At 57.1% G+C, this 20,547-nt stretch carries 17 protein-coding genes and 1 pseudogene; 16 read left to right on the top strand and 2 right to left on the bottom strand.

All coding sequences use genetic code 11. From position 1 onward, the window contains the following. Window positions 1-9: 9 nt before the first annotated feature. Window positions 10-777 (bottom strand): SDR family oxidoreductase, encoded by a 768-nt coding sequence (locus CO667_RS27015; protein WP_040114027.1) that lies wholly within the window; start codon window positions 775-777, stop codon window positions 10-12. Between the two features lie 129 nt (window positions 778-906). Here CO667_RS27015 and CO667_RS27010 point away from each other — a divergent pair, with 129 nt between their 5' ends. From CO667_RS27010 to CO667_RS26935, 16 genes and pseudogenes are all read left to right on the top strand, one after another. Then, complete coding sequence (locus CO667_RS27010; RefSeq protein WP_064843768.1) at window positions 907-1,416, top strand: flavin reductase family protein; 510 nt, start codon at window positions 907-909, stop codon at window positions 1,414-1,416. Window positions 1,417-1,486: 70 nt separating this feature from the next. Next, window positions 1,487-1,906, top strand: coding sequence for a carboxymuconolactone decarboxylase family protein (locus tag CO667_RS27005; RefSeq protein WP_007636445.1), 420 nt, complete (start codon window positions 1,487-1,489; stop codon window positions 1,904-1,906). Between the two features lie 56 nt (window positions 1,907-1,962). Continuing rightward, window positions 1,963-3,087, top strand: coding sequence for an LLM class flavin-dependent oxidoreductase (locus CO667_RS27000; protein WP_064843766.1), 1,125 nt, complete (start codon window positions 1,963-1,965; stop codon window positions 3,085-3,087). Window positions 3,088-3,214: 127 nt separating this feature from the next. Then, window positions 3,215-4,384, top strand: a complete 1,170-nt coding sequence (locus tag CO667_RS26995; RefSeq protein WP_064843764.1) for an ABC transporter substrate-binding protein — start codon at window positions 3,215-3,217, stop codon at window positions 4,382-4,384. A 67-nt stretch (window positions 4,385-4,451) separates the two neighbouring features. After that, window positions 4,452-5,678 carry an LL-diaminopimelate aminotransferase gene (locus CO667_RS26990; RefSeq protein ID WP_170961509.1) on the top strand — a complete coding sequence of 409 codons (1,227 nt, stop codon included), beginning with the start codon at window positions 4,452-4,454 and terminating at the stop codon, window positions 5,676-5,678. 2 nt (window positions 5,679-5,680) lie between these two features. Beyond that, window positions 5,681-6,079: a GFA family protein gene (locus CO667_RS26985; protein WP_064843760.1), complete on the top strand. Its 399-nt coding sequence runs from the start codon at window positions 5,681-5,683 to the stop codon at window positions 6,077-6,079. Window positions 6,080-6,617: 538 nt separating this feature from the next. Continuing rightward, complete coding sequence (locus tag CO667_RS26980) at window positions 6,618-8,177, top strand: sugar ABC transporter ATP-binding protein (RefSeq protein WP_064843758.1); 1,560 nt, start codon at window positions 6,618-6,620, stop codon at window positions 8,175-8,177. Next, a complete protein-coding gene (locus CO667_RS26975; RefSeq protein WP_064843756.1) occupies window positions 8,177-9,145 on the top strand; it encodes an ABC transporter permease in 969 nt (322 codons plus the stop codon). Before CO667_RS26980 ends, CO667_RS26975 begins: the two co-directional genes overlap by 1 nt. A 39-nt stretch (window positions 9,146-9,184) precedes the next feature. Beyond that, complete coding sequence (locus CO667_RS26970) at window positions 9,185-10,174, top strand: ABC transporter permease (protein WP_237359385.1); 990 nt, start codon at window positions 9,185-9,187, stop codon at window positions 10,172-10,174. 16 nt (window positions 10,175-10,190) lie between these two features. Then, window positions 10,191-10,700, top strand: coding sequence for an NADPH-dependent FMN reductase (locus CO667_RS26965; RefSeq protein ID WP_064843752.1), 510 nt, complete (start codon window positions 10,191-10,193; stop codon window positions 10,698-10,700). A 15-nt stretch (window positions 10,701-10,715) separates the two neighbouring features. Beyond that, window positions 10,716-11,519, top strand: coding sequence for a 3,4-dihydroxy-2-butanone-4-phosphate synthase (gene ribB, locus CO667_RS26960; protein WP_081284273.1), 804 nt, complete (start codon window positions 10,716-10,718; stop codon window positions 11,517-11,519). Window positions 11,520-11,535: 16 nt separating this feature from the next. Continuing rightward, on the top strand, window positions 11,536-11,697 hold the full coding sequence (locus CO667_RS36395) for a hypothetical protein (RefSeq protein WP_310865685.1): 162 nt from the start codon (window positions 11,536-11,538) through the stop codon (window positions 11,695-11,697). 348 nt (window positions 11,698-12,045) lie between these two features. Then, window positions 12,046-13,047 (top strand): helix-turn-helix domain-containing protein, encoded by a 1,002-nt coding sequence (locus CO667_RS26950; RefSeq protein WP_237359384.1) that lies wholly within the window; start codon window positions 12,046-12,048, stop codon window positions 13,045-13,047. Window positions 13,048-13,318: 271 nt separating this feature from the next. Then, window positions 13,319-15,586 (top strand): methyl-accepting chemotaxis protein, encoded by a 2,268-nt coding sequence (locus tag CO667_RS26945; RefSeq protein ID WP_064843750.1) that lies wholly within the window; start codon window positions 13,319-13,321, stop codon window positions 15,584-15,586. Between the two features lie 174 nt (window positions 15,587-15,760). Further along, window positions 15,761-18,460: an EAL domain-containing protein gene (locus CO667_RS26940; protein ID WP_064843748.1), complete on the top strand. Its 2,700-nt coding sequence runs from the start codon at window positions 15,761-15,763 to the stop codon at window positions 18,458-18,460. A gap of 70 nt (window positions 18,461-18,530) precedes the next feature. Next, a pseudogene (locus CO667_RS26935) lies at window positions 18,531-18,844 on the top strand (IS6 family transposase); the annotation flags it as partial. A gap of 449 nt (window positions 18,845-19,293) precedes the next feature. On the opposite strand, the gene CO667_RS26930 reads toward CO667_RS26935, so the two are convergent. Next, window positions 19,294-20,448 (bottom strand): ABC transporter substrate-binding protein, encoded by a 1,155-nt coding sequence (locus tag CO667_RS26930; protein ID WP_210259661.1) that lies wholly within the window; start codon window positions 20,446-20,448, stop codon window positions 19,294-19,296. Window positions 20,449-20,547: the final 99 nt, after the last annotated feature.

Below are 20,547 nucleotides of genomic sequence, written 5' to 3'. Positions count from 1 at the left end.
CCATGTGCTTTAGCGCACCAAGTGGTTCCCGATCGACGATCCTCCGTCGACGGTGAGAGTGCTTCCGGTCGCAAACCGCGAGCGGTCCGAAGCTAGAAAAAGCATCGCCTCGGCGATCTCTTCCGGGTCGCCCATCCGGTGCAGGGCTGCACGGGCGTTGAAGTCTTCCCGCAGGGCTTGCGGGTCTGCCGCTTCGGCGAAAATCTTGGTGAAATAGGGAGAGTCGATCGTTCCGGGGGCGACAGCGTTGACGCGGATCCCGTCTTTTGCGTGGTCCAGTGCCATGGCTCTCGTGAGTGCCGAGATCGCGCCTTTCGACGCCACGTAGGCCGTGCGGTTAGCGATGGCTGACACGGCCGTGTATGAGGTCGTGTTAATAATGGATCCGCTGCCCTGTTCCGCCATGATGGGAACCACGTATTTCGAGCATAGGAATATCCCCTTCACGTTCACCGCCATGATCCGGTCCCAGTCGGATTCGGCGATGGTCGTGACGTTTCCGGTCATTCCGAACCCCGCGTTGTTGACGAGAACGTCGATACGCCCCCATTTTTCCTTAACTGACCTAACCATCGCCTCTACTTCGGCGGACAAAGACACATCGGCCTTTAACGCGATCGCACCTGTCCCCATTTCTCGCGCGACGTCTCGTGCGGCATCGATGTTGACGTCGACGACGCCAACCTTAGCGCCCTGGCGCGCAAACAGTTCAGCTGTAGCGCGCCCGATCCCGCTGCCAGCCCCCGTCACCACACATACTTTCGATTCCAGATCCATAATCGTCTCCTCTTTCGCTGTATCGAGAAAACATTTTCGCAGACAATCTGTCAATGACGAATAAAACGTGTTGACAGATTGTCTGCTAATCTGCTTATCTTGGCTATCAAATGACTTGGGGAGGTAACCATGGCTGGTGCTGAAATAGCAGCGCAAGCGGCGTTCAAGACCGCTTTGCGCCGGTTCACATCGACAATTTGCCTGATCACAACGGAATGGGAAGGTGCCCGTTACGGAATGGCTGCAACCGCCGTCCAGTCGGTGACGGCTGACCCGCCGACCCTCCTGGTTTGCATCAACCAATCTGCTTCGATCAGCGGCCCACTCAAGCTTACGGGAAAATTCGCGGTCAACATGCTGCATCTTAGCCATGCGCCTTTGGTTCCGCTGTTTAGTGGAAAACTGAAGGGAGAGGAGAGGTTCGCGCATGGTGAGTGGATCACGGCTGGCGGCGTTCCCATCCTCGGCGACGCCCAGGCCGCATTCGTCTGCAGCCTCAACTCCGCAGTCTCCGTCGGCACCCATGATGTCGTTCTAGGGGAAGTTATCGAGGCCCGGTTTATCGAGAATATTGCCCCGCTCCTCTACGAGGACGGGAAATTGGTTAGATCGGCAGCGCTGATCGATGCTGCCGCCTGAAACGTTTGGCCGAGCTTTTTCGGCCTATCACATCCACCAGCCTTTCGGCCGATAATGAGGAGTTTGATCCGTGACTATTGCCACCGATGTGAAATCGCAAGTGAATGGGCGTCCCGTCAGTGAACGGTTCGAAAAGGGTCTGCAGACCCGTCGGGAGGTTCTCGGCGGTGCATATGTCGACGCTTCGGTAAACAAGGCGACCGAGTTCAACTGGCCGATGCAGGAGCTTGTCACCGAGTATTGCTGGAACGAGATCTGGAACAGGCCCGGCCTCGACCGCCGTTCACGCAGCCTTCTCAATCTGGGCATGATTTCCGCCCTTAACCGCCCCCACGAGTTGAAGCTGCACGTTCGCGGCGCGATCAATAACGGCCTCAGCAAGGACGAGCTTCGTGAAGTTTTCCTTCAGGTCGCGATCTATTGCGGCGTGCCCGCGGCGATCGACAGCTTCCGCGTCGCACAGGAAGTCTTCGAGGACATGGGCATCTAATCGGTGCCCCGACCTTCGGGCCGGGAACAGACCAACTCTGTGGAGGAGACTTCAATATGACGACCAGCGATGATTTCCGCGCCGCCGGAAACCCGATGTTTAACAGCAACAAGCTGAAGCTTGGCGTATTTGGAACAAATTGTTCGAGCGCATGCGCCATCACCACCGCGGAATCAACGTTCGAACCGACTTTCGAACATAATGTCGAAATTGCCAAAAAGCTCGAAGCGGCTGGGTGGGAATGCATGGTGCCGATCGCCCGGTGGCGCGGTTTCGGCGGGCCGACGAACTTCAACGGCGTGAACATGGACACGTTCACCTGGGCCGCGGCCCTGGCTGCCGTGACCACGAAGCTGCAATTTTTCTCGACGACGCATATCCCGACCCTGAACCCGATCGTCGCGACGAAGATGGCGACGACGATCGACAATATTTCGAAGGGCCGATACGGCCTGAACCTGGTGACGGGTTGGTTTACCCCGGAAATGGAGATGTTCGGCGTTCCGATGATGGAACACGACACCCGCTACGAATATGCCACGGAATGGATGGAAATCGTTGACACCTTGTGGAAGAAGAACGGTGTCACCTATGACGGCCAGTTCCTCAAGGTGAAAGACGCGTTCAGCGAGCCGAAGCCCTATAACAAGGAGACGGGCCGCCCGGTCCTCATCTGCGCCGGCTCCTCGGGCAAGGGCCTGCACTTCACCGCGAAGTTCTGCGACTTCAACTTCGGCTTCATGCAGGACATGGAATCGGGCGCAGCCTGGGTGAAGAAGGTGAAGGAACTGGCTCGCGAGGAATACAAGCGCGAACTCGGAACCTTCACCGCGTGCCCGGTCGTCGTTCGCGAGACCGAAAAGGAAGCCCAGGACTACTATGACTACTACGTGAACCAGAAGGGCGATTGGGAAGCCTGCGAAAACATCTGCGAGGTTCTCCAGGTTCAGTCACAGAACCACTCGGCGGAGATGTACCAGAAGTTCAAGGAGCGCTTTATCGCTGGCTGGGGCGGCTACCCGATCGTCGGAACGCCGGAACAGGTCGCCGACAAGCTCGTCGCGTTGAGCAATACGGGCGTCGACGGCGCGCTTCTCACAATGGTCGACTACAACGAAGAACTGCCGTTCTTCAACGACCGCGTCATGCCCCTGCTGAAACAGGCTGGCCTCAGGAACTGACCGTTCCGCGGGCGGCTAAGCCGCCCGCCACCGATCCGAAATCGAAACACGTTTCACCAATTCCGTGGCTCGACGCCAACGGCGTCGACTGCTGTAGCGGATGTACGAAGGGGAGGAGACCCTACACATGCTGAAGAAGGTTTACACCGCATTGAGCGTGATCATCGGGCTAGGCCTGATGACCACCGCCGCATTCGCGGACGGATTAGACTCGCTACCACCGGACCAGAAGCAGCTTTACCAGCTCGTGGACCCGGCAATTCCCCTCGGCGGTACGCCGCTCAAGGATTTTGTGGCGAAGCGGCCGCCGCCGTGGAAAATCGGCTACGCGTCCACTTATGCCGGCAACACGTGGCGTGCCCAGATCCTCACTGAAATGAACGAGGTTCTGCTTCCCAAATACAAGGAGGCTGGACTGGTATCTGACCTTGTCGTCACGCAGTCCGACCTGAAGGACGCGACGCAAATCCAGCAGATGCGCCAGATGGTCGACGACGGCGTCGATGCCATCATCATCTGCTGCTCGAACGTGACGGCCATCAACCAGACCATCGAATACGCGCATTCCAAGGGCGTCCCGGTTTTCTCCTTCTCGGGTTACGTGACATCGCCCTACGCGATCAATGCGACCGAAAACAACACCCAGGGCGGTTACACGGCCGCGAAATGGCTGGCGGAGGAAATCGGCGGTAAGGGCAACGTCCTGACGGTTTCAGGCATCCCGGGCTTCGCATCGTCCGACAGCTTCAATGTCGGTGCCAAGAAGGCGTTCGACGAGTATAAGGACATCACCGTCGTGGGCGATGTCGCTGGCAAGTGGACCGATCAGGTCGCCCAGGTCGAAGTCCAGAAATTCCTCGCGACCAACCCTACCGAAATCGCAGGTATCCTGGTCCAGTCGGCGTCGGAAAACGGTGTCGTCAACGCGGTCCAGCAGTCCGGGCGCGACATGATGCCAATCGTCCTCGGCGGCGAGGCGTCGGCGGCGTGCTACTGGCGCAACAATCCCGACTTCATCAGCCAGAGCTTCCATTTCTGGCCGCCGCGGGCCGATGCTCGCCTGGTGTGGGACGTGATGATGAGGACACTCCAAGGCCAGGGGCCGAAGATCCAGTCGATCCTGCGACCGGCTCTTCCCTACACGATCGACGATGTGAAGGAAGCAATTCCGGAAGATTGCGATCCGAACTCCACGGCGTGGATCGAGCCCAAGGGCGACGCATGGTGGCCCGCGGACGTAGCAGCACAGTACTTCGAGCGCCCGGAAGATCCGCTGGCCTGGCGCCCGAAGAAGTAATCGACGACCTCCCAAGTTGTCCAGCGACCTCCGCGCCGGCTTCATCCGTCGGCGCGGAGGACCTACGATAAGGAGCCAGAAGTTGGAATTCCACAAGATACAGCGTTTGCCTCCTTACGTCTTCGACCAGGTGAACCGTCTCAAGTCCAGCGCGCGCGCGGCCGGAGTCGACATCATCGATCTTGGAATGGGCAATCCCGATCTTCCCACGCCAAGCTGGGTTGTGGACAAGCTATGCGAAGCGGTGCAGCATCCGCGCACGCACCGCTATTCGGCTTCCAAGGGCATTATCGGGCTTCGCCGCGCCAAGGCTGCGTATTACGCCCGCCGGTTTAATGTGAAGCTTGATCCGGATACCCAGGTTGTTGCAACGCTCGGGTCCAAGGAGGGGTTTGCGAACATGGCGCAGGCCATAACCGCCCCCGGGGATGTCATTCTCTGTCCGAACCCTTCCTATCCGATTCATACGTTCGGATTTGTCATGGCAGGGGGCGTGATAAGGTCGGTACCGGTCGAGCCGGATGAGACCTTCTTCCAAGCTCTCGAAATGGCGGTGCGGCATTCGGTACCGAAGCCTCTGGCGCTCATCATAAGCTACCCGTCGAACCCCACCGCTCGCGTCGCGACGCTCGACTTCTATAAGGACGTCATCGCCTTCGCGAAGAAGCACGATCTCATCGTTCTGTCGGATATCGCCTACGCTGAAATCTATTTCGACGGTCCGCCGCCGCCGTCTGTTCTCGAAGTCCCCGGCGCGATCGACGTGGCCGTCGAGTTCTCCTCGATGTCGAAGACATTCTCTATGCCCGGTTGGCGCGTTGGGTTTGCGGTGGGCAACGAACGCCTCATCCGGGCGTTGACGCGCGTGAAATCGTACCTGGACTACGGAGCATTTACGCCAATCCAAGTCGCCGCCGCTCATGCCCTAAACTCGGACGGGGAGGACGCCGCGCGGGCCCGAGACATTTACAAGACGCGCAGAGATACACTGGTGAAGACCTTTGCCGATGCCGGTTTCGACGTTCCAGCTCCTGCGGCGACGATGTTCGCATGGGCTAAGATACCTCCGGATTTCCGACACCTTGGCTCGCTGGAGTTTTCGAAACTCGTGCTCGAGAAGGCACAGGTCGCGATTTCGCCTGGTATCGGTTTCGGCGAGATGGGTGACGAATTCGTACGGCTGGCTCTCGTGGAGAATGAAGACAGAATCCGGCAGGCTGCACGGAACCTGAAGCGGTGGCTTTCCGCGAGCGCGCGACCGCCACAACTCGATAAAGCAATGAAAGGATTTTGAAGATGCCGATCCTCGGATCTTGCCAATGTAAAGCGGTCCAGTACGAAGTGTCGGAACTGGACGGCCCGATGTGGAACTGCTTCTGCCAGACGTGCAGAAAGTCCCATGCGGCCGATCATAACACTGCCGCCAAGGTGAAGAGTGAGAACTTTAATCTGATTTCCGGCGATGACGTCCTTCACAGCTTTGAGTCGACGCCTGGAAAACTGAGGTGGTTCTGCTCACGGTGTGGTTCGCACGTTTATGCCGAACGGCCTGCCAACCCGGAGATGAAGGTGCTGCGGGCAGGCACTTTTGACACTGATCCTGGTTCAGTTCCTATGTCCAACGTCTGGCTGTCCCACGCCACGCCGTGGCTTGCCCACGACCCCGCGAAGGAAAACTTCGAAGAATTCCCGTGATCCTTTCACGGTTGCGCGCCCCTATGGGCTGATCGACAATGAGTGCGGTTTGCCCGGGCACGCCCGTGAAGGGGCTAAATCGAGTGGCACTTGCCGCGTTCGAAGCGTGGAGGTTGGGCTGTGACGTATCCCCCAATTGAAACGGTCGCCTTCATCGGAGTGGGTGCGATGGTAATTCCCATGACCGGACACCTTCAACAGCGCTTTGGTCTTGGCTTGATAGCGGAGGCCGCCAGATCGCTTCCGATCTGGCGGACGAGTTCCGGTTGAGAACCACTGACCGGACGTCAGGTGCGTGCCAACGCGCTTTCGCAAATATCGGGGCGTCTAGCGACCATATCATCGTGATTTCATCGAAACCAACTCGACATCCCGACAAGGGCATGACGTCTCTATTGACAGATTAGCAGACAATCTGTCATTCTGCAGTTCGCCGGGTGAGTACTCGGAGCATTCAAAGACGGCAGTCACAATCCAGCAAGAGGCCGGGCATCGGATGCCCTGGCGCGATTTGCTGCTGCCTAAAGGGAGGATGGGCATGACGAATGACGTCGCCGTAAGCATGACGGCCGTTGCCAAATCGTTTGGCGAAACGAAGGCTTTGAAGAAATGCGATTTTGTCGCCAGGGCAGGAGAGGTGCACGCGATCGTTGGCGAGAATGGCAGCGGCAAGAGCACCATGGCGAAGATCATGTCCGGCGTTATCGCTGCCGATGGAGGATCTGTCCTAATCCTTGGCAAGTCCATCACCTCGCCAGTCGATGCCAAAGAGGTTGGTCTCGCTACGATCTTCCAGGAAGTCCTTGTCGCCGATGAGGCAAGTGTCCTCGACAACCTTTTCGTGGGAAGCGAGGACCTGTTCTCGCTTCGGAAATCCTCCAAGGAACGTGGAAGCGTTGCGCAAAGCCTTCTGGACCGCCTGGTCGGAAAGCATATCGATCTCAGGCAGAACGTCGGTGATCTTCCGCTCAGCATCAAGCAATGGATCGTTATCGCCCGCGCCGTCCTGAGGAAACCCAAGGTCTTGATCCTGGACGAGTCCTCGGCTGCACTCGATCTCGACGCGACCGTCCGGCTCCACGAAGAGATCGATCGGCTCCGGTCCGAGGGGTGCGCGGTAATCATCGTCACGCACCGCATCGCTGAGCTCGTCCGTATCGCCGACCGGGCGACAATACTGAGAGACGGTTTCACCGTCGGTGTCCTTGAGAAATCCGAGATCACCGAGGCGAACCTCCTCCGCATGATGACCCCTCAAGACCGCCAGATTTCCGCCGCCGCTTCAACGTCTGCAGCGGGCCTGTCGGGTGATCGCAAGGAGGTTCTTTCCGTGCATGGCGCGCGCCCCCAAGAGGCATCGCAACCCTTCGACTTCGTCCTTCCGCAGGGATCTATCGTGGGCGTTGCGGGTCTGGACGGCCAGGGCCAGGACGCGTTCGTGCGACTGGTCGCCAGGATTATGTCGCCGTTCGGAGGGGAGGTCCGGATCCTGGATCGGGAAAGCACCGGTCTCGTCAAAGTCAGCACGCTCGACGACGCCGCGAATAAGGGCATTGTGTACGTATCCGGAGACCGGAAGCGGGAAGGAATTTTCCCACAGCAGAGCATTTTCGAGAACCTCGCCATCGGTATCTACCAAAAGAACCTGGGGCCGTTCGGTGTCATCAGGCGTAAAAGGCTGAAGCAGACGTTTGCCCGGGAGGTCGAGCGGCTCCGCGTCAAGATCGGGCACCCGGACAACCGCATTACGTCCCTTTCCGGGGGTAACCAGCAGAAGGTCCTGATCGGTCGTGCCTTCGCCAATGATCCCAGAGTGATCGTTCTTAACGACCCTGCTCGAGGCGTGGACCTCAACACCAAACGCGACCTGTATCGCGAGCTTCGGCTGTTTGCCGAAGGTGGCGGCTCGGTAATCTACCTTTCAAGCGAGATCGAAGAGTTTCTCGGTTTCGCCGATCGCGTTGATGTCTTTCACAAAGGGAGCATCCATCGTTCCCTCGACGGCCCCGACATCAACGAAGAAACCATTCTCGCTGCAATGTTCGGCCGCTCGGTTGCCGACACCATGGAATTCTCCAAAGAGAGAAAGGCACACTGATGTCGCAACGTTTTGGATTTCCTGCGCTCGACAGGTCGCTGACCGTACCGCTCGTTCTTTTCGGAGTGTTGCTCGTCGCCGCAGCCGTGCTCTCGCCGCGGCTGTTCACCGCAACCGGAATGGGCGGAGCAATCATCGTCGCAGCACCTTTGATCCTCACGACGCTGGCCCTGACACCGATCGTGATGGCAGGCCGCGGTTCGGTCGACCTTTCCGTTGGCCCGCTGATGGGTTTCGTGAACGTCACCCTGATCGGCTGGCTCTCAGCAAGGGGTTACACGTCTCCGCTCGCAGTGATTTGCTGGGTGGTGGCAGTCGGCGCACTGTATCAGTTGCTGCAGGCGCTCATCATCATCTACGTCCGGGTCGCCCCCATCATCGTCACGCTCTCCAGCTTCCTCGTCCTTTCAGGCTTGAACCTCATGGTCATGTCAAGGCCGGGCGGCGTTGCGCCGGACTGGATGATGACGTGGGGAGCAGGAACGACGATCTTATCTCCGGTGCTGATCATCGTCTTGGCGGCGTTGGCTCTTTGGGCCGTTATGCGCCGGACCACCTTTTACTCCCACCTTCGCATGACAGGCGCTGACGAACGGATGGCCTACACGAGCGGGGTGAAAGTCGACACCGTACGCATCTGCGCCCATCTCCTCGGCGGCGTCTTCGTCGGCCTTGCCGCGCTCAGCTATACGGCATTGATCTCTTCTGGCGATCCTACCCAGGGAAGCAGCTACACGCTCCAGGCGGTTACCGCCCTGGTGCTCGGTGGCGCAAACCTGGCTGGCGGGAGAGGAGGAGCTTTGGGGGCCACGCTTGGTGCGCTGAACATGTTCCTCATCTCGTACCTGCTTTCCGCCTTCAGCTTCGGAAGCGTGACGGGGTTCGTGACGCAAATGGCTTTCGGCCTGATCCTCGTGGCATCGCTCCTCGTCAACGTATTCATGACGGCCCGGCGCACGGCTTTCTAGAGAGGACTGGTAATGACTTCACTCACAACGGAACAGACGATGAGCCAAATCACAGGACGATCGGTAAAGCTTCAGCGCAGCATCGTAATTGGCTTTGGTCTGCTTGCCGCACTTCTCGTGTTGGGTACGATCCTTGTTCCGGGGTTTATCTCGCCCCGTAACGCGCGTTCGATATTGCTGCTTGCCGCTTTCCTGGGGCTTGCATCGTTGGGACAGACGCTATGTGCCATGGTTGGCGCGCTTGATCTCTCCATTCCATATGTCATCGGGGGAGCGAATATTCTCTTCCCAAGCCTGTTGGTCACCGGGATGCCTGCCTGGCTGGCCGTGATAGCGGTCGTTCTCCTGGGAGCAGCAATCGGGCTTGCGAACGGCTTTTTGAGCTTCAAGCTGCAGGGCCAGGCTCTCATCATGTCCCTTGGGGTCGGCTTCGCATTTGTCGGCGCGGTACAACTCTACACCTCCATCGGTTCCGACTACGGCGGAACGGTTTTCGCCCCCGTACCGGACTGGCTCCGCAATATCGCCGCGTTCAACGGGAAGACCTTCGGGCTGCCCCTGCCGCCAGTGGTACTGGTGTGGCTCCTCGTCACGCTCGTCACCATCTGGGCTCTGTATAACACATGGTTCGGCCGCTCCATCTACGCCGTCGGCGGCAGCAGGACTGCAGCGGCACGGCTTGGCATTTCCGAAACCAAGGTCTGGACCAGCATTCACGGTATCAGTGGGGCGATGTCGGCACTGACGGGCGTATTGCTGCTCGGGTTTTCCGGCGGCGGCTTCGTTGGCGTCGGAGACCCATATCTCTTCACCACCGTTGCGGCCGTTGTGATCGGCGGCACCTCGTTGCTCGGTGGCGCAGGCGGATACGGGGCAACCGTTCTCGGGGTACTCGTATTGACGATATTGACGTCCCTGCTGGTCGGGCTCGGCCTCAGCTTTGCCGCGCAACAGGCGATCGTGGGTTTGCTGATCGTGCCGATGGTGGCCGTCTACGCGCGTACCCCGCATATCCGCAACCAGATCTGATCGGAGGGCCGGCAAAATGAAGATTGTCGCGATAACCGGCAATGTCTCGCGCCCCTCCAAGACGCGGGCGCTCGGGGAATACGCACTCTCGAGCGTCTCGCCCGGCCACGGCCGGTATCTCTTTGACCTGGTCGATGTTCTCCCGGTGTTAGGAACCACGCTGTGGCGTTCGGAGGCTCCTGCTGGACTTGCGAACGTTCTTGACGCAATCCAATCTTCAGACGTCCTCGTTGTGGGGACACCGGTCTTCAAGTCCTCGATGACCGGTCTTCTCAAGCATCTTTTCGACCTCTTCGAAATGACAGCCCTGCAGGGTAGACCCGTTTTGATATTCGCAACGGGCAAGGCCGAGGCCCATGGCGAGCATGTCGAGGCTCACCTGCGCTCATTGATGGGCTTCTTCAAAGCCGAGGTTCGCGGTGACTTCATCTATGCGATGGACGGCGACTTCCCGGATTCGGCACCATCTGCGGAACTTCGGGAGCGGGTCGACCGCCAACTCGCACGCACTCTGGGCCATGGTTAGTTCAAGGAGAAGAACATGAAGTTTGCTTCCATCGAGAGCGCGGTTAAAGCAATCGCCGCCGGAGAGATGATCATCGTCGTGGACGACGAAGACCGGGAAAACGAGGGCGACATCCTCGTTGCCGCGGAGAAGGTGACGAACGATCATGTTGCCTTCATGATGCGTTATGCGCGCGGCCTGATCTGCGTTCCCTTGACCGGGGAGCGGTTGGACGAACTGGATATCCCGCTCATGGTGGAGCGCAACTCGGATTCCATGCAGACGGCGTTCACGGTCTCAGTGGACCTGATAGAAGGCGTATCGACCGGTATTTCCGCAGAAGACCGCGCCAAGACCATCAGGGCGCTTGCCAACGCATCGACGATGCCGGAGGAGCTGTCCCGGCCAGGCCACATATTCCCCCTGCGGGCAAACCCGTCGGGTGTTCTCGGACGCCCCGGCCATACGGAAGCCGCGGTGGATTTCGCTCGGCTCGCCGGGCTCGAGCCAGCGGGTGTTATCTGCGAAATCGCCAACGACGACGGCACTATGGCGCGTCTTCCCGAACTCAGCGAATTCGCCGCGCGCCACAACCTTCTCATGGTGACCATCGAAGCCCTGATCGATTATTGCCGCGAGATCGATGAACGCGGCCCTCGTTTAGAGGACGCGGGCGCGGCGGCGGCGCTGTCGAATGTTTCGTATCTGGCAAGCAGACGTACTACATGCCCCCAGCGGGAGAGCGGAACTACTGCGTTCGCAGTCTCTGATACAGCACAAGAAAAGTGCGTTTCGCAGGTGCCAACGGGGGGAACGGACCTTGGGTTCGCTGTGCGATGATTGGGCATGACAAACCGTGACCCGCTTTATCGCCCCCGCCGCTTTCCTGCTGAAATTATTGCGCACGCGGTGTGGCTTTCTTTCCGCTTTGCTTTTGCGCCTGCGGGTGATCGAGGCCATGCTGGCCGGTCCTGGGATCATTGTCTCGCACCAGACGATCCGCCTGTGGGCAGAGTAATTTGGTCATACCTCCGCCAACAACAAGCTTCGATCCTACCACGCTGTAAAACGAGAGTTCATGCCGGATGTAGCGCTTCGGCTCCACCCTGTTCCACACCCCACCCCATGACCTCACCACGAGCCATCGTCGCGAACTGGGAGTAGAAGCGATGAACCTATGGGCCCAAATTGCTCGCGCATCACTGACAAAATCGACCGGCGTCATGGGCTCGTCTCTTTGCCCTTAAGTCTAAGATTCCCGTCGAAGTGACGGCGAAGGACCGGCTGCAAACCCTCAATTGCCCTGTTCGCCCGTCGATGGCGAAAGGCCGACCTCATGCTTGGAAACCGTTTCGGGAAGGAAGTGATGATGTGGAGAGTTGAGAGTGTCCCCTCCAAGATTGACCATTTCTCGCTCAAAGGCACTTGCAGCGAGGAACTCGCGGAAGCGCTTTCCAGGCTTTCCCCGCAATCTCCAGCGCATGTACAGGGCGACAAGACGATCGCCTACGATATACATGCGATTACCAATGGCCCGATTGCAGTTATTGCCGCGCATTACGAGGGCGACCTAACGGTCCAGCACCAGGGACCGGCGGAGGCAAACATTATCATGCTTCCACTATATGGGCGATCGGTCGTTACCGTGGACGGCAGACAAATCCTGTCAGAGGGAAGGCGTGGCGTTTTCGTGAACAGTATGTCGGCGAGTACAACCCAATTCATTGGGCCCAGGAAACATTTGGGTCTTAGGATCTCCCATGATGAGCTGACGCGCCGTTTAGCACGTCGGCTCAATACGCCAATAAGAGGCAGCCTCGATTTTTCGCCAGAAATCGACCTATCGGTCGGGTTCGGCTCCCTTTTGGTGCAACTGGTACCAGTGCTTTATGCTGGATTACGAGACGGAACCCTCCTTCAATCGCCGATAGCACTTAATCTCCTCACCGAAACGACGATAGAGCTTTTGATCGAAGCTGCGCAGCATCGCTACTCACCTGAGTTATGCCGCGTTGCTGAACCACCCTTACCCAAGGCCGTTAAGCGGGCGGTCGACTATATGCGTGCCAATATTGCTCGGCCGCTATCTCTTGAGGAAATCGCAACGGCTTGTGGCGTGAGCCGACGCACTCTTCAGAGCGGTTTTCGCAACTTCCGAAATACGACCCCTCTGGCATTTCTGCAGCACCTACGGTTGGAATCAGTGCATCAGGAACTGATGACAGGCGAGCCTGGCATCTCGGTCAAGCAGGTCGCTCTGAAATGGGGCTTCATTCATAGAGGCAGATTTTCTGCGGACTATCGCAAGCGCTATGGAGTATATCCCTCTGAAACATTGCGTATATCGGAGGCGGATTGCGCCGACTGATCTACGATCAGTCAGCGCGCTCGACCGTCTTCGAGGCTTGATAGCAACAGAACTCTCCAGCAAACCGACTGGCTCGGCCCAAGATCTGTCTTGCAGATGATCCCCTGAACGCAACGATGTTCCGATCTGCGCAACGCAGTTTCAAATCAGTACAGGGGTTAATCATATGGTAAGTCTGCCGAGCTCATCTCATATGTAGCGGTCGATTTCACAATGTTCTTGACCGCGTCGCTAATGGAATCCGGTGTAATTTATAGTCCATGAGGAACGTATGTCCAGACTGCCGCTATCCCTACTTTTAATGATTTTGGCAATTATTCCGTTGACGGCGTTCGTACTCATCGGAGTATCAACATCACTGGGATATTACCACGAATATTCTATGTTCCGAAGCGCACAAACAACGCAGCAACTTGGGCGGGAAGGCGGATTCCTCGCCCAGGCTATAGCGGCGGAAGCGTTTGCAGGCGCCGACGTCCGTCGGGCGAAGCGAGCCGCATCGGACAGGGCTTTTACAGCGGTCTTTTCCGCTTACGACTCTTGGAAAAAGGCATTTGACGATCCGGCCATAGAACGGGCAGTGCAGATCATTCGTGAAAGGCGAGACAATATCGATAGCTTCCGCCGGCGCATCGATGACGGAACGGCGGGCGAGGCGGAGGGAGCCGTTGCCTTGCGCCCAGCTGCCGTTGCGGGTTTGGAGCTCGTCCGTCGCACTGGGGCGACTGTCAATAATTTGAATTTGGCACGCCAAATTACCGGTTTTCACGCGCTGATGCAGATCACGGAAGCTAGTTTGCTGGAGATCAGGCCCGGCCGAGCTTTCATCAAAAATTCAGCGATCTCCGTCGATCTATTTTCGTCCCTCTTACAATCAAAAAATCTAAAGCAGCTTTATGTGCCTACGATGCACGAATTTCTCCCTGCCGATCTCGTCAAATCTTATGACGACTTCGAGGCCAGCGCCGCAGGCAAGTTCATCGCGGGCGTTCGCGATCAGATGTATGCGAACCAGCCGGGCGTTTCCTTCCCCCCCGAGACGTTGGATCGATGGAATGAAATCACCCAACAGCGGGCTGCTTTGTTGACCGAGCTCATAATGCGCACCGGCGACAAGTTGGACGAGATGGCATTTCAGCGGTACGCCGATCTTCGCAATGCCTTTATCGGCTACTCCGGCGCCACGCTTCTGATCATGTCTACGGTACTCATTCTGTGCATTTCGGTCGTTCGGAGAATTTCAAATTCCATTCGGACTCTGACAAGCCGAATGAAGGCACTCGCAGAAGGCGATACGTCGGCGCCGGTACCCTTGACGATCCGACGCGACGAGATCGGGGACATGGCGCGTTGCCTTGAGTTTTTCCGCGGCGCGGCCATACAAAAAAATCAAATGGAGACATCCGCGGAAGCTGAGCGCATTCGTTCTGAGAAAGAGAAGCTGGATATTCAGATAAGGGCTGAAAAAGAAGCAGATGAGCGCCTCGTTCGAGCGACGACGGCATTGGCAACCGGGTTGAAGCGGATGGCGGATGGAGACTTGATTTATGAGATTGAGGAGCCGTTAGCGCCACAGTTTGAAAGGTTGCGCGGCGATTTCAACGCTTCCATTCGTCAGCTCCGGGACGCGCTTGTTACCGTCGGCCATTCAGTCGAAACGGTCACGAATGGCAGCTCGGGCGTCTCGGCCGCATCTGAAAATCTTTCAAGACGCACCGAGCAGCAGGCGGCTTCGCTCGAGGAAACTGCAGCGGCGTTGGAGGAAATAACCGTCAACGTTGCATCGACGACAAAGAGGACGGCCGAGGCGCGCGGAGCCGTCCAACAGATGCGAGATCATGCGGAAATGTCCGGTCGGGTTGTACGCAATGCTATCGGAGCCATGCATCGCATTGAAAACTCCTCCAAACAGATTTCGCAGATCATCAGCGTCATCGACACGATCGCCTTTCAAACGAACCTCCTGGCGCTGAACGCCGGCGTCGAAGCAGCGCGTGCTGGCGACGCGGGAAAAGGCTTTGCGGTTGTTGCCCAGGAGGTCAGGGAGCTTGCGCAGCGCTCAGCGACAGCGGCAAAAGAAATCAAGGATCTCATCGGCAATTCAGCTCTGGCCGTCGACGAGGGCGTAAGGCTCGTGAGCGAAACCGGATCGGGCCTGAGAACGATTGAAGAGCTTGTGCAGGATGTAAATCTTCATATGGACGCAATCGCAACGGCCTCCCAAGAACAATCGTCGGGCCTGCGCGAGATCAACGGCGCGGTTAATCATATGGACCATGCCACTCAAGAAAATGCGAGCATGGTCGCGGAGATGAATTCTGCAGGATCACACCTCGCCCAAGAGAGCCAAAGCCTAGCCGCGCTGTTGAGACATTTCCACTTCAAAGACGAGAGCGGGGATTTCAAGCCACAGAAGGTCTCGGGCGAACCTGGCAAGAGTTTCCCGGCCGGTCAGACAATGGTTGACCGCGGAAACTATCCGATGCGCCGCGGTAACCTGGCGCTCGCGCCTTCGAATGATGATTGGCAAGCGTTCTAAATCATATGGGCGGCGTCGCCGACCACAGTCAAATACACATCTTTGATGATTGTGAACGAGAGCGATATCCCGGTGGGGTAGCGGCATGGTACTCCGCCAAATGACTTGTGCGGTCCTAACAAAACCCTGGCTTGACGCATGATTGTTCAGCCACGTTACAAGAGGACTTGGCACATGAAACAGATACGTCAATCGGAACTAACATCCCGCCTCGGACAGCCTGTAGAAACGCAGATGGCGACTGATGCTCAAAACATCCAGGGGCGTCACGCCTTACGCAATGCGGTCAATGCCAGTCCTCCGCTTGCTACGGGCACGGCACCGCCATTTTCGGAGGCCTCCATTGTCCGGCCATCGCCCGGTCACGACGAGGATGTCGCGAGGCTTGGGCAACCCTTTGAGAAGTCTTTTCGGGCGCCCCCCCGGCAACCTGAGACAAACGTCGACATGCCATTCAACGCCGAAGAGATGTCCAGTGCCGTCGTACTCGACGCGATCCCGCTACCCGTCTTCTTCAAGAACAGAGATGGGGTACACCTTGGTTGCAACAGGGCGTTTGAAAGCTTCTCCGGTCGCTCAAGAGCAGAGATTATCGGAAAAACCGTTTTCGATTTGGTACCCGCACCCATAGCCGAGACGTATGCCGCGTTGGACGAGGCGCTTTTTGCAAATGGCGGTGTTCAGCAATATGAAGCAAAGGCCACCGCCGAAGATGGTGGCGTAGTTGATCTTTTACTCAGCAAAACAGCGATCACTGATATAGCTGGCAATAGGGTCGGCTTGGTTGGCGCGATGTTGGACATCACAGAGCGGAAACGTACGGAGCATGATCTCAAAGAGGCTCTTGAATTCGCAGAGGGAATTATCGCCGCCATTCCTGACGTTCTGTTCGAGGTAGATGCCGACGGTCGCTACCTGCAGGTCTGGGCCAGGGATCAGGAGCTCCTGGCGCAACCAAAAGAAGTGCTGCTCGGCAAGCTTGTCCGCGATTCGCTCCTTCCAGATCAGGCCGACATCGCTATGCTGGCTCTTGAAGAAGCCGATGAAACCGGCGCCTCCTACGGTCGATGTATCCGTATCGCCCTTCCAAATGGCGAATCCCGTTGGTTTGAACTGTCGGTCGCAAAGCGACCAAGCAGCAATCACTCAACCGTCACTTTTCTTGTGTTATCTCGCGATATTACAGAGCGAAAGCACGCCGAGGGAACAATCATTGAAGCTCGGACTCGCCTCTTGAGTGTACTGCAGACCATTCCGGACATGGTATGGCTGAAAGACGTAACAGGCAAATATCTGTTGTGCAATCATGCCTTCGAAGGATTGGTCGGCAAGGCAGAAGCGGAAATCGTCGGGAGAACGGATTATGATCTGTTTACTCCCGAACTCGCCCAGTTTTTTCGGGACAAGGATAAAGAGGCCATGCAAGCCGGCCGTATTCTCATCAATGAGGAACGGATCACCGATCACGAGGATGATCGATCAGTGCTTTTGGAAACTCGTAAGGTTCCGGTATTCGCGGGGGGAAAGCTGACCGGGATTCTCGGCGTGGCCCGCGATATCACCGAACTGGACACGTCCCGTAAGAAAATCCGTCAGATGGCATTCTATGATTCTCTGACCGGCCTCCCTAACCGGACACTTTTCAATGAGCAGTTACGCGAGATGATCAGGGACGCGGCTTCGGCGGGCCAGCGAGCCGGGGTGATGCTAATCGACATGGACCATTTCAAAGCAGTCAATGACACTATGGGACATCCCGTCGGTGACGAGTTGCTGCGGCAGGTGGCGACCCGCTTGAGAGAAGGCGTCCGTACTACCGACACAGTGGCGAGACTCGGTGGCGATGAGTTTGCTGTCTTGCTTCCGAATGTTAAGGACACTGAGGATTTGGCTCAAATTGCCAGCAGAATGCTCGCCGCATTCGGAGAACGTTTCATGCTTTCCGACAGGGAGTTCTTTGTATCCTGCAGTATTGGGATATCGGTATTTCCAAATGACGGCGACGCACCCGACGATTTGGTGAAATATGCGGATTCTGCGATGTATCTGGCAAAGCGTTCTGGGCGTAGCAACTTCCGCTTTTACTCAAGAGATCTCACGATTGGGGCTGAAAAGCGCCTGGCGCTCGAATCAGACCTACGCCTTGCTATGAAACGTGGGCAACTTGAACTCCATTATCAGCCAAAGGTCCTTTTGGACAACGGAAAGGTGATCGGTTCAGAAGCCCTGCTTCGATGGCATCATCCGAAGGTGGGAATGATCCCTCCGGGCGAATTCATAGGTGTCGCCGAGGAGACCGGATTGATCATCGATCTGGGACGCTGGGTGCTGCATGAGGCGTGTCTGACGGCTGCCGCCATGAACGCAGATGGACTGTCCCCGCACAAGATCGCGATAAATTTGTCTCCCAAGCAGTTTCAATGCCCGCATTTGTCGCAAACGATCGCGGACATATTACAGGAAACCGGTTGTCGTGCGGAGTGGATCGAGGTCGAAATAACTGAGAGCCTCCTGCTCCACAACTGTGAGGGCGTTTCGACGACACTCTCTCAATTGCATGCGAGCGGAATTTCCATAGCGATCGATGATTTCGGCACCGGCTACTCATCTTTGAGCTATTTGGCCAACTTTCCCATTGATACCCTCAAGATCGACCGGTCATTCATCAATCGATCCGACAAGCGTAGTCGGGAACTGGTGAAGGCAATTCTCTCGATTGCGCGTTGCCTAGGGCAAAATGTGGTCGCTGAGGGCGTGGAGACGGTTGAACAAGAAAAATTCTTGACTGAAAGCGGCTGCGCTGTGGCACAGGGCTTCTACTATAGTAAGCCCATTCCGAAGTCCGAACTTCTCGTCGCGAACGCACGCCCCTGAGGGCATCGTGACGGCAACGGACCTTGGGATTTGTCGTGCGATGATATGGCATGATGGATCGTGACCCACTTTGTCGCCGCGAGCCCTTCTTGCTGAAATTATTGGCTACGCGGTGTGGCTTTAGTTCCGTTTCGTTTTTGAGCCTGCGGATGGTCGAGGACATGCAGGGCCGCTCGTGGGATCATTGCCTCGCACCAGACGATTGGCCTGTGGGCAGGGCACTCTGGTCGTACCTTCGCCAACGACATTCGCCGCCGCAGTTCCGGTCGGCTCGCCCACAAGTGGCATCTGGATCAGACCGGTGTTTCGATCCGTAGCAATAAGCATTGGCTCGGACGAGCCGTAGATCAGGACGGATTTGTTCTGGATGTGCTCATACAAAGCCAGCGACGTACCAGACGGCCATGCGGGCCGCACATCAGCCGGCTGATGACCTCGTTCCATTCCAATCCTGATTGTTGCCGTGCCGCTGTTGATTGTGCGCGTGAAGCATGCGCTCGAGGCCGAAGCATAAATCTCACGGAATTTGATGTTCCGGCGTGAAGGGCGCGCCGGGACCATCAGTTCAGAGCGCAAATAAATGGTTATTTCACCCTTAGTTTCAACAGGTTAGAAAAAAGCAGATAAGGGTTATTATGGAACAGGATCAGTAATAGCCAGTAGAATATCCCCAGCATCCGGGGCGAGAGTGCCCAGGCCGGGCACATCGTCGTTCCTTCGGAACCGGATCGTTTCTAGAATTCCTGCTGACGCGACCAGCGGCATCTCCCATGTCATCAACCCCGCCCGAGGCCGGCCGGGGTAGCGTTTCACTGCCTACACAGCACGCAAGATCAGTTGGTGGGTCTCCAGGAAAGCGGATCTGCTGGATTGTCGAAAAATTTAGCGGCAGCGTCAGCAGTCCACCAAGCTGCATCCTTCGGTTCGAGCCAGTCTTCACTATTAGGGTCGCAATCAGCTGGCAGATCCGATTTTACATCATCAATCGTGTAAGGAATCGCCGGTCGCAGAATAGACTGTATCTTCGGACCTTGACCCTCCAGAGTGCGCATCATCACGTCCCATACGAAACGAGCCTCGGAGCGCGGCGGCCAGAAGTGGAAGCTCCTGCTTACAAATTCAGGATTCTTACGCCAGTAGCATGATGCCGAAGCCTCTCCGCCAAGCACGACCGGCACAATCTCGCGCCCGGACTGGCGGACGGCGTCGATCACACCAGACTCGGCTCCCGACTGAACAATAATACCATCAATTCGGCCAGGGTTGGCGGCAAGGAACTTCTGAACTTCGGATTGTGCGACGCTGTCTGTCCATTTCCCGTCAACTTGTCCCACGACGTTGATCTCGGGATAGTACTCCAAGGCTTTTGTGGCGCCGGCCTGAAAGCTGTCTGAGGAGGCGAAGCCAGTGATTCCGGACACAAGCAGCACATTGCCGCTACCTTCGATCTCTTCCGCCAACCACTTTGACGCCTCAAAACCGCCCTGCATGTTATTCTCTGTCGCATTGATTGCGAACGGCGACGTCACATAACCGGAGTATGAGATAACAGGCACGCCCTTCGAATGGGCGTACTCTATTGTCGGGTTGAGCGCTGTAAGGTTGGAGCAGCATATGATTATGGCGTCGACACCATCATCTACCATCTGCCGCATTTGGCTGATCTGGGCGCTATCATCGAGATTGGACTGCGTAACGACGAGCTCGGATACCAGCCCAGCCTTCTTGAAAGTCGGCAGAAGCTTGTTTGTAAATTCATCAAGGACGTTCGCACGCCATGTGTTATCAGCGTAGCTCGAGGCGTAACCAATTTTCCACGGTGGCGCTCGCTTTGCTCTGAAATTCCGAAACACAGACTCTCCCGTGGGCAACCGCGGGTCCAATAACTCGTAGGTCTTCCGCTCTTCCCGCGGCAGTTCACTGAGCCCGCCAGCCTTCGCCGTCAGCGGGATGGCCAGGGTTGCAGCGAGAAAAAATCCAATTATCAACTCACGTACGCACACGGATAGGTGTCAATCAGCACCGAACATTGACCCCTTTTGCTTATCCAATTTTGACCCCCCTGTGCTGTAGATCAGCGCTTGGCC

It is taken from the genome of Rhizobium sp. L43 (assembly GCF_002531725.1).
GTDB lineage: Bacteria > Pseudomonadota > Alphaproteobacteria > Rhizobiales > Rhizobiaceae > Rhizobium.
The sequence above is the reverse complement of the archived record's forward strand: the minus strand, read 5'-3'. Positions and strand labels throughout refer to the sequence as shown.

Excerpts from the sequence above, each read along its gene's own strand:
- CO667_RS27015 (WP_040114027.1), bottom strand. The coding sequence starts at position 777 with ATGGATCTGGAATCGAAAGTATGTGTGGTGACGGGGGCTGGCAGCGGG.
- CO667_RS27010 (WP_064843768.1), top strand. The coding sequence starts at position 907 with ATGGCTGGTGCTGAAATAGCAGCGCAAGCGGCGTTCAAGACCGCTTTG.
- CO667_RS27000 (WP_064843766.1), top strand. The coding sequence starts at position 1,963 with ATGACGACCAGCGATGATTTCCGCGCCGCCGGAAACCCGATGTTTAAC.
- CO667_RS26995 (WP_064843764.1), top strand. The coding sequence starts at position 3,215 with ATGCTGAAGAAGGTTTACACCGCATTGAGCGTGATCATCGGGCTAGGC.
- CO667_RS26985 (WP_064843760.1), top strand. The coding sequence starts at position 5,681 with ATGCCGATCCTCGGATCTTGCCAATGTAAAGCGGTCCAGTACGAAGTG.
- CO667_RS26980 (WP_064843758.1), top strand. The coding sequence starts at position 6,618 with ATGACGAATGACGTCGCCGTAAGCATGACGGCCGTTGCCAAATCGTTT.
- CO667_RS26975 (WP_064843756.1), top strand. The coding sequence starts at position 8,177 with ATGTCGCAACGTTTTGGATTTCCTGCGCTCGACAGGTCGCTGACCGTA.
- CO667_RS26970 (WP_237359385.1), top strand. The coding sequence starts at position 9,185 with ATGAGCCAAATCACAGGACGATCGGTAAAGCTTCAGCGCAGCATCGTA.
- CO667_RS26965 (WP_064843752.1), top strand. The coding sequence starts at position 10,191 with ATGAAGATTGTCGCGATAACCGGCAATGTCTCGCGCCCCTCCAAGACG.
- ribB (WP_081284273.1), top strand. The coding sequence starts at position 10,716 with ATGAAGTTTGCTTCCATCGAGAGCGCGGTTAAAGCAATCGCCGCCGGA.
- CO667_RS26950 (WP_237359384.1), top strand. The coding sequence starts at position 12,046 with ATGATGTGGAGAGTTGAGAGTGTCCCCTCCAAGATTGACCATTTCTCG.
- CO667_RS26945 (WP_064843750.1), top strand. The coding sequence starts at position 13,319 with ATGTCCAGACTGCCGCTATCCCTACTTTTAATGATTTTGGCAATTATT.
- CO667_RS26940 (WP_064843748.1), top strand. The coding sequence starts at position 15,761 with ATGAAACAGATACGTCAATCGGAACTAACATCCCGCCTCGGACAGCCT.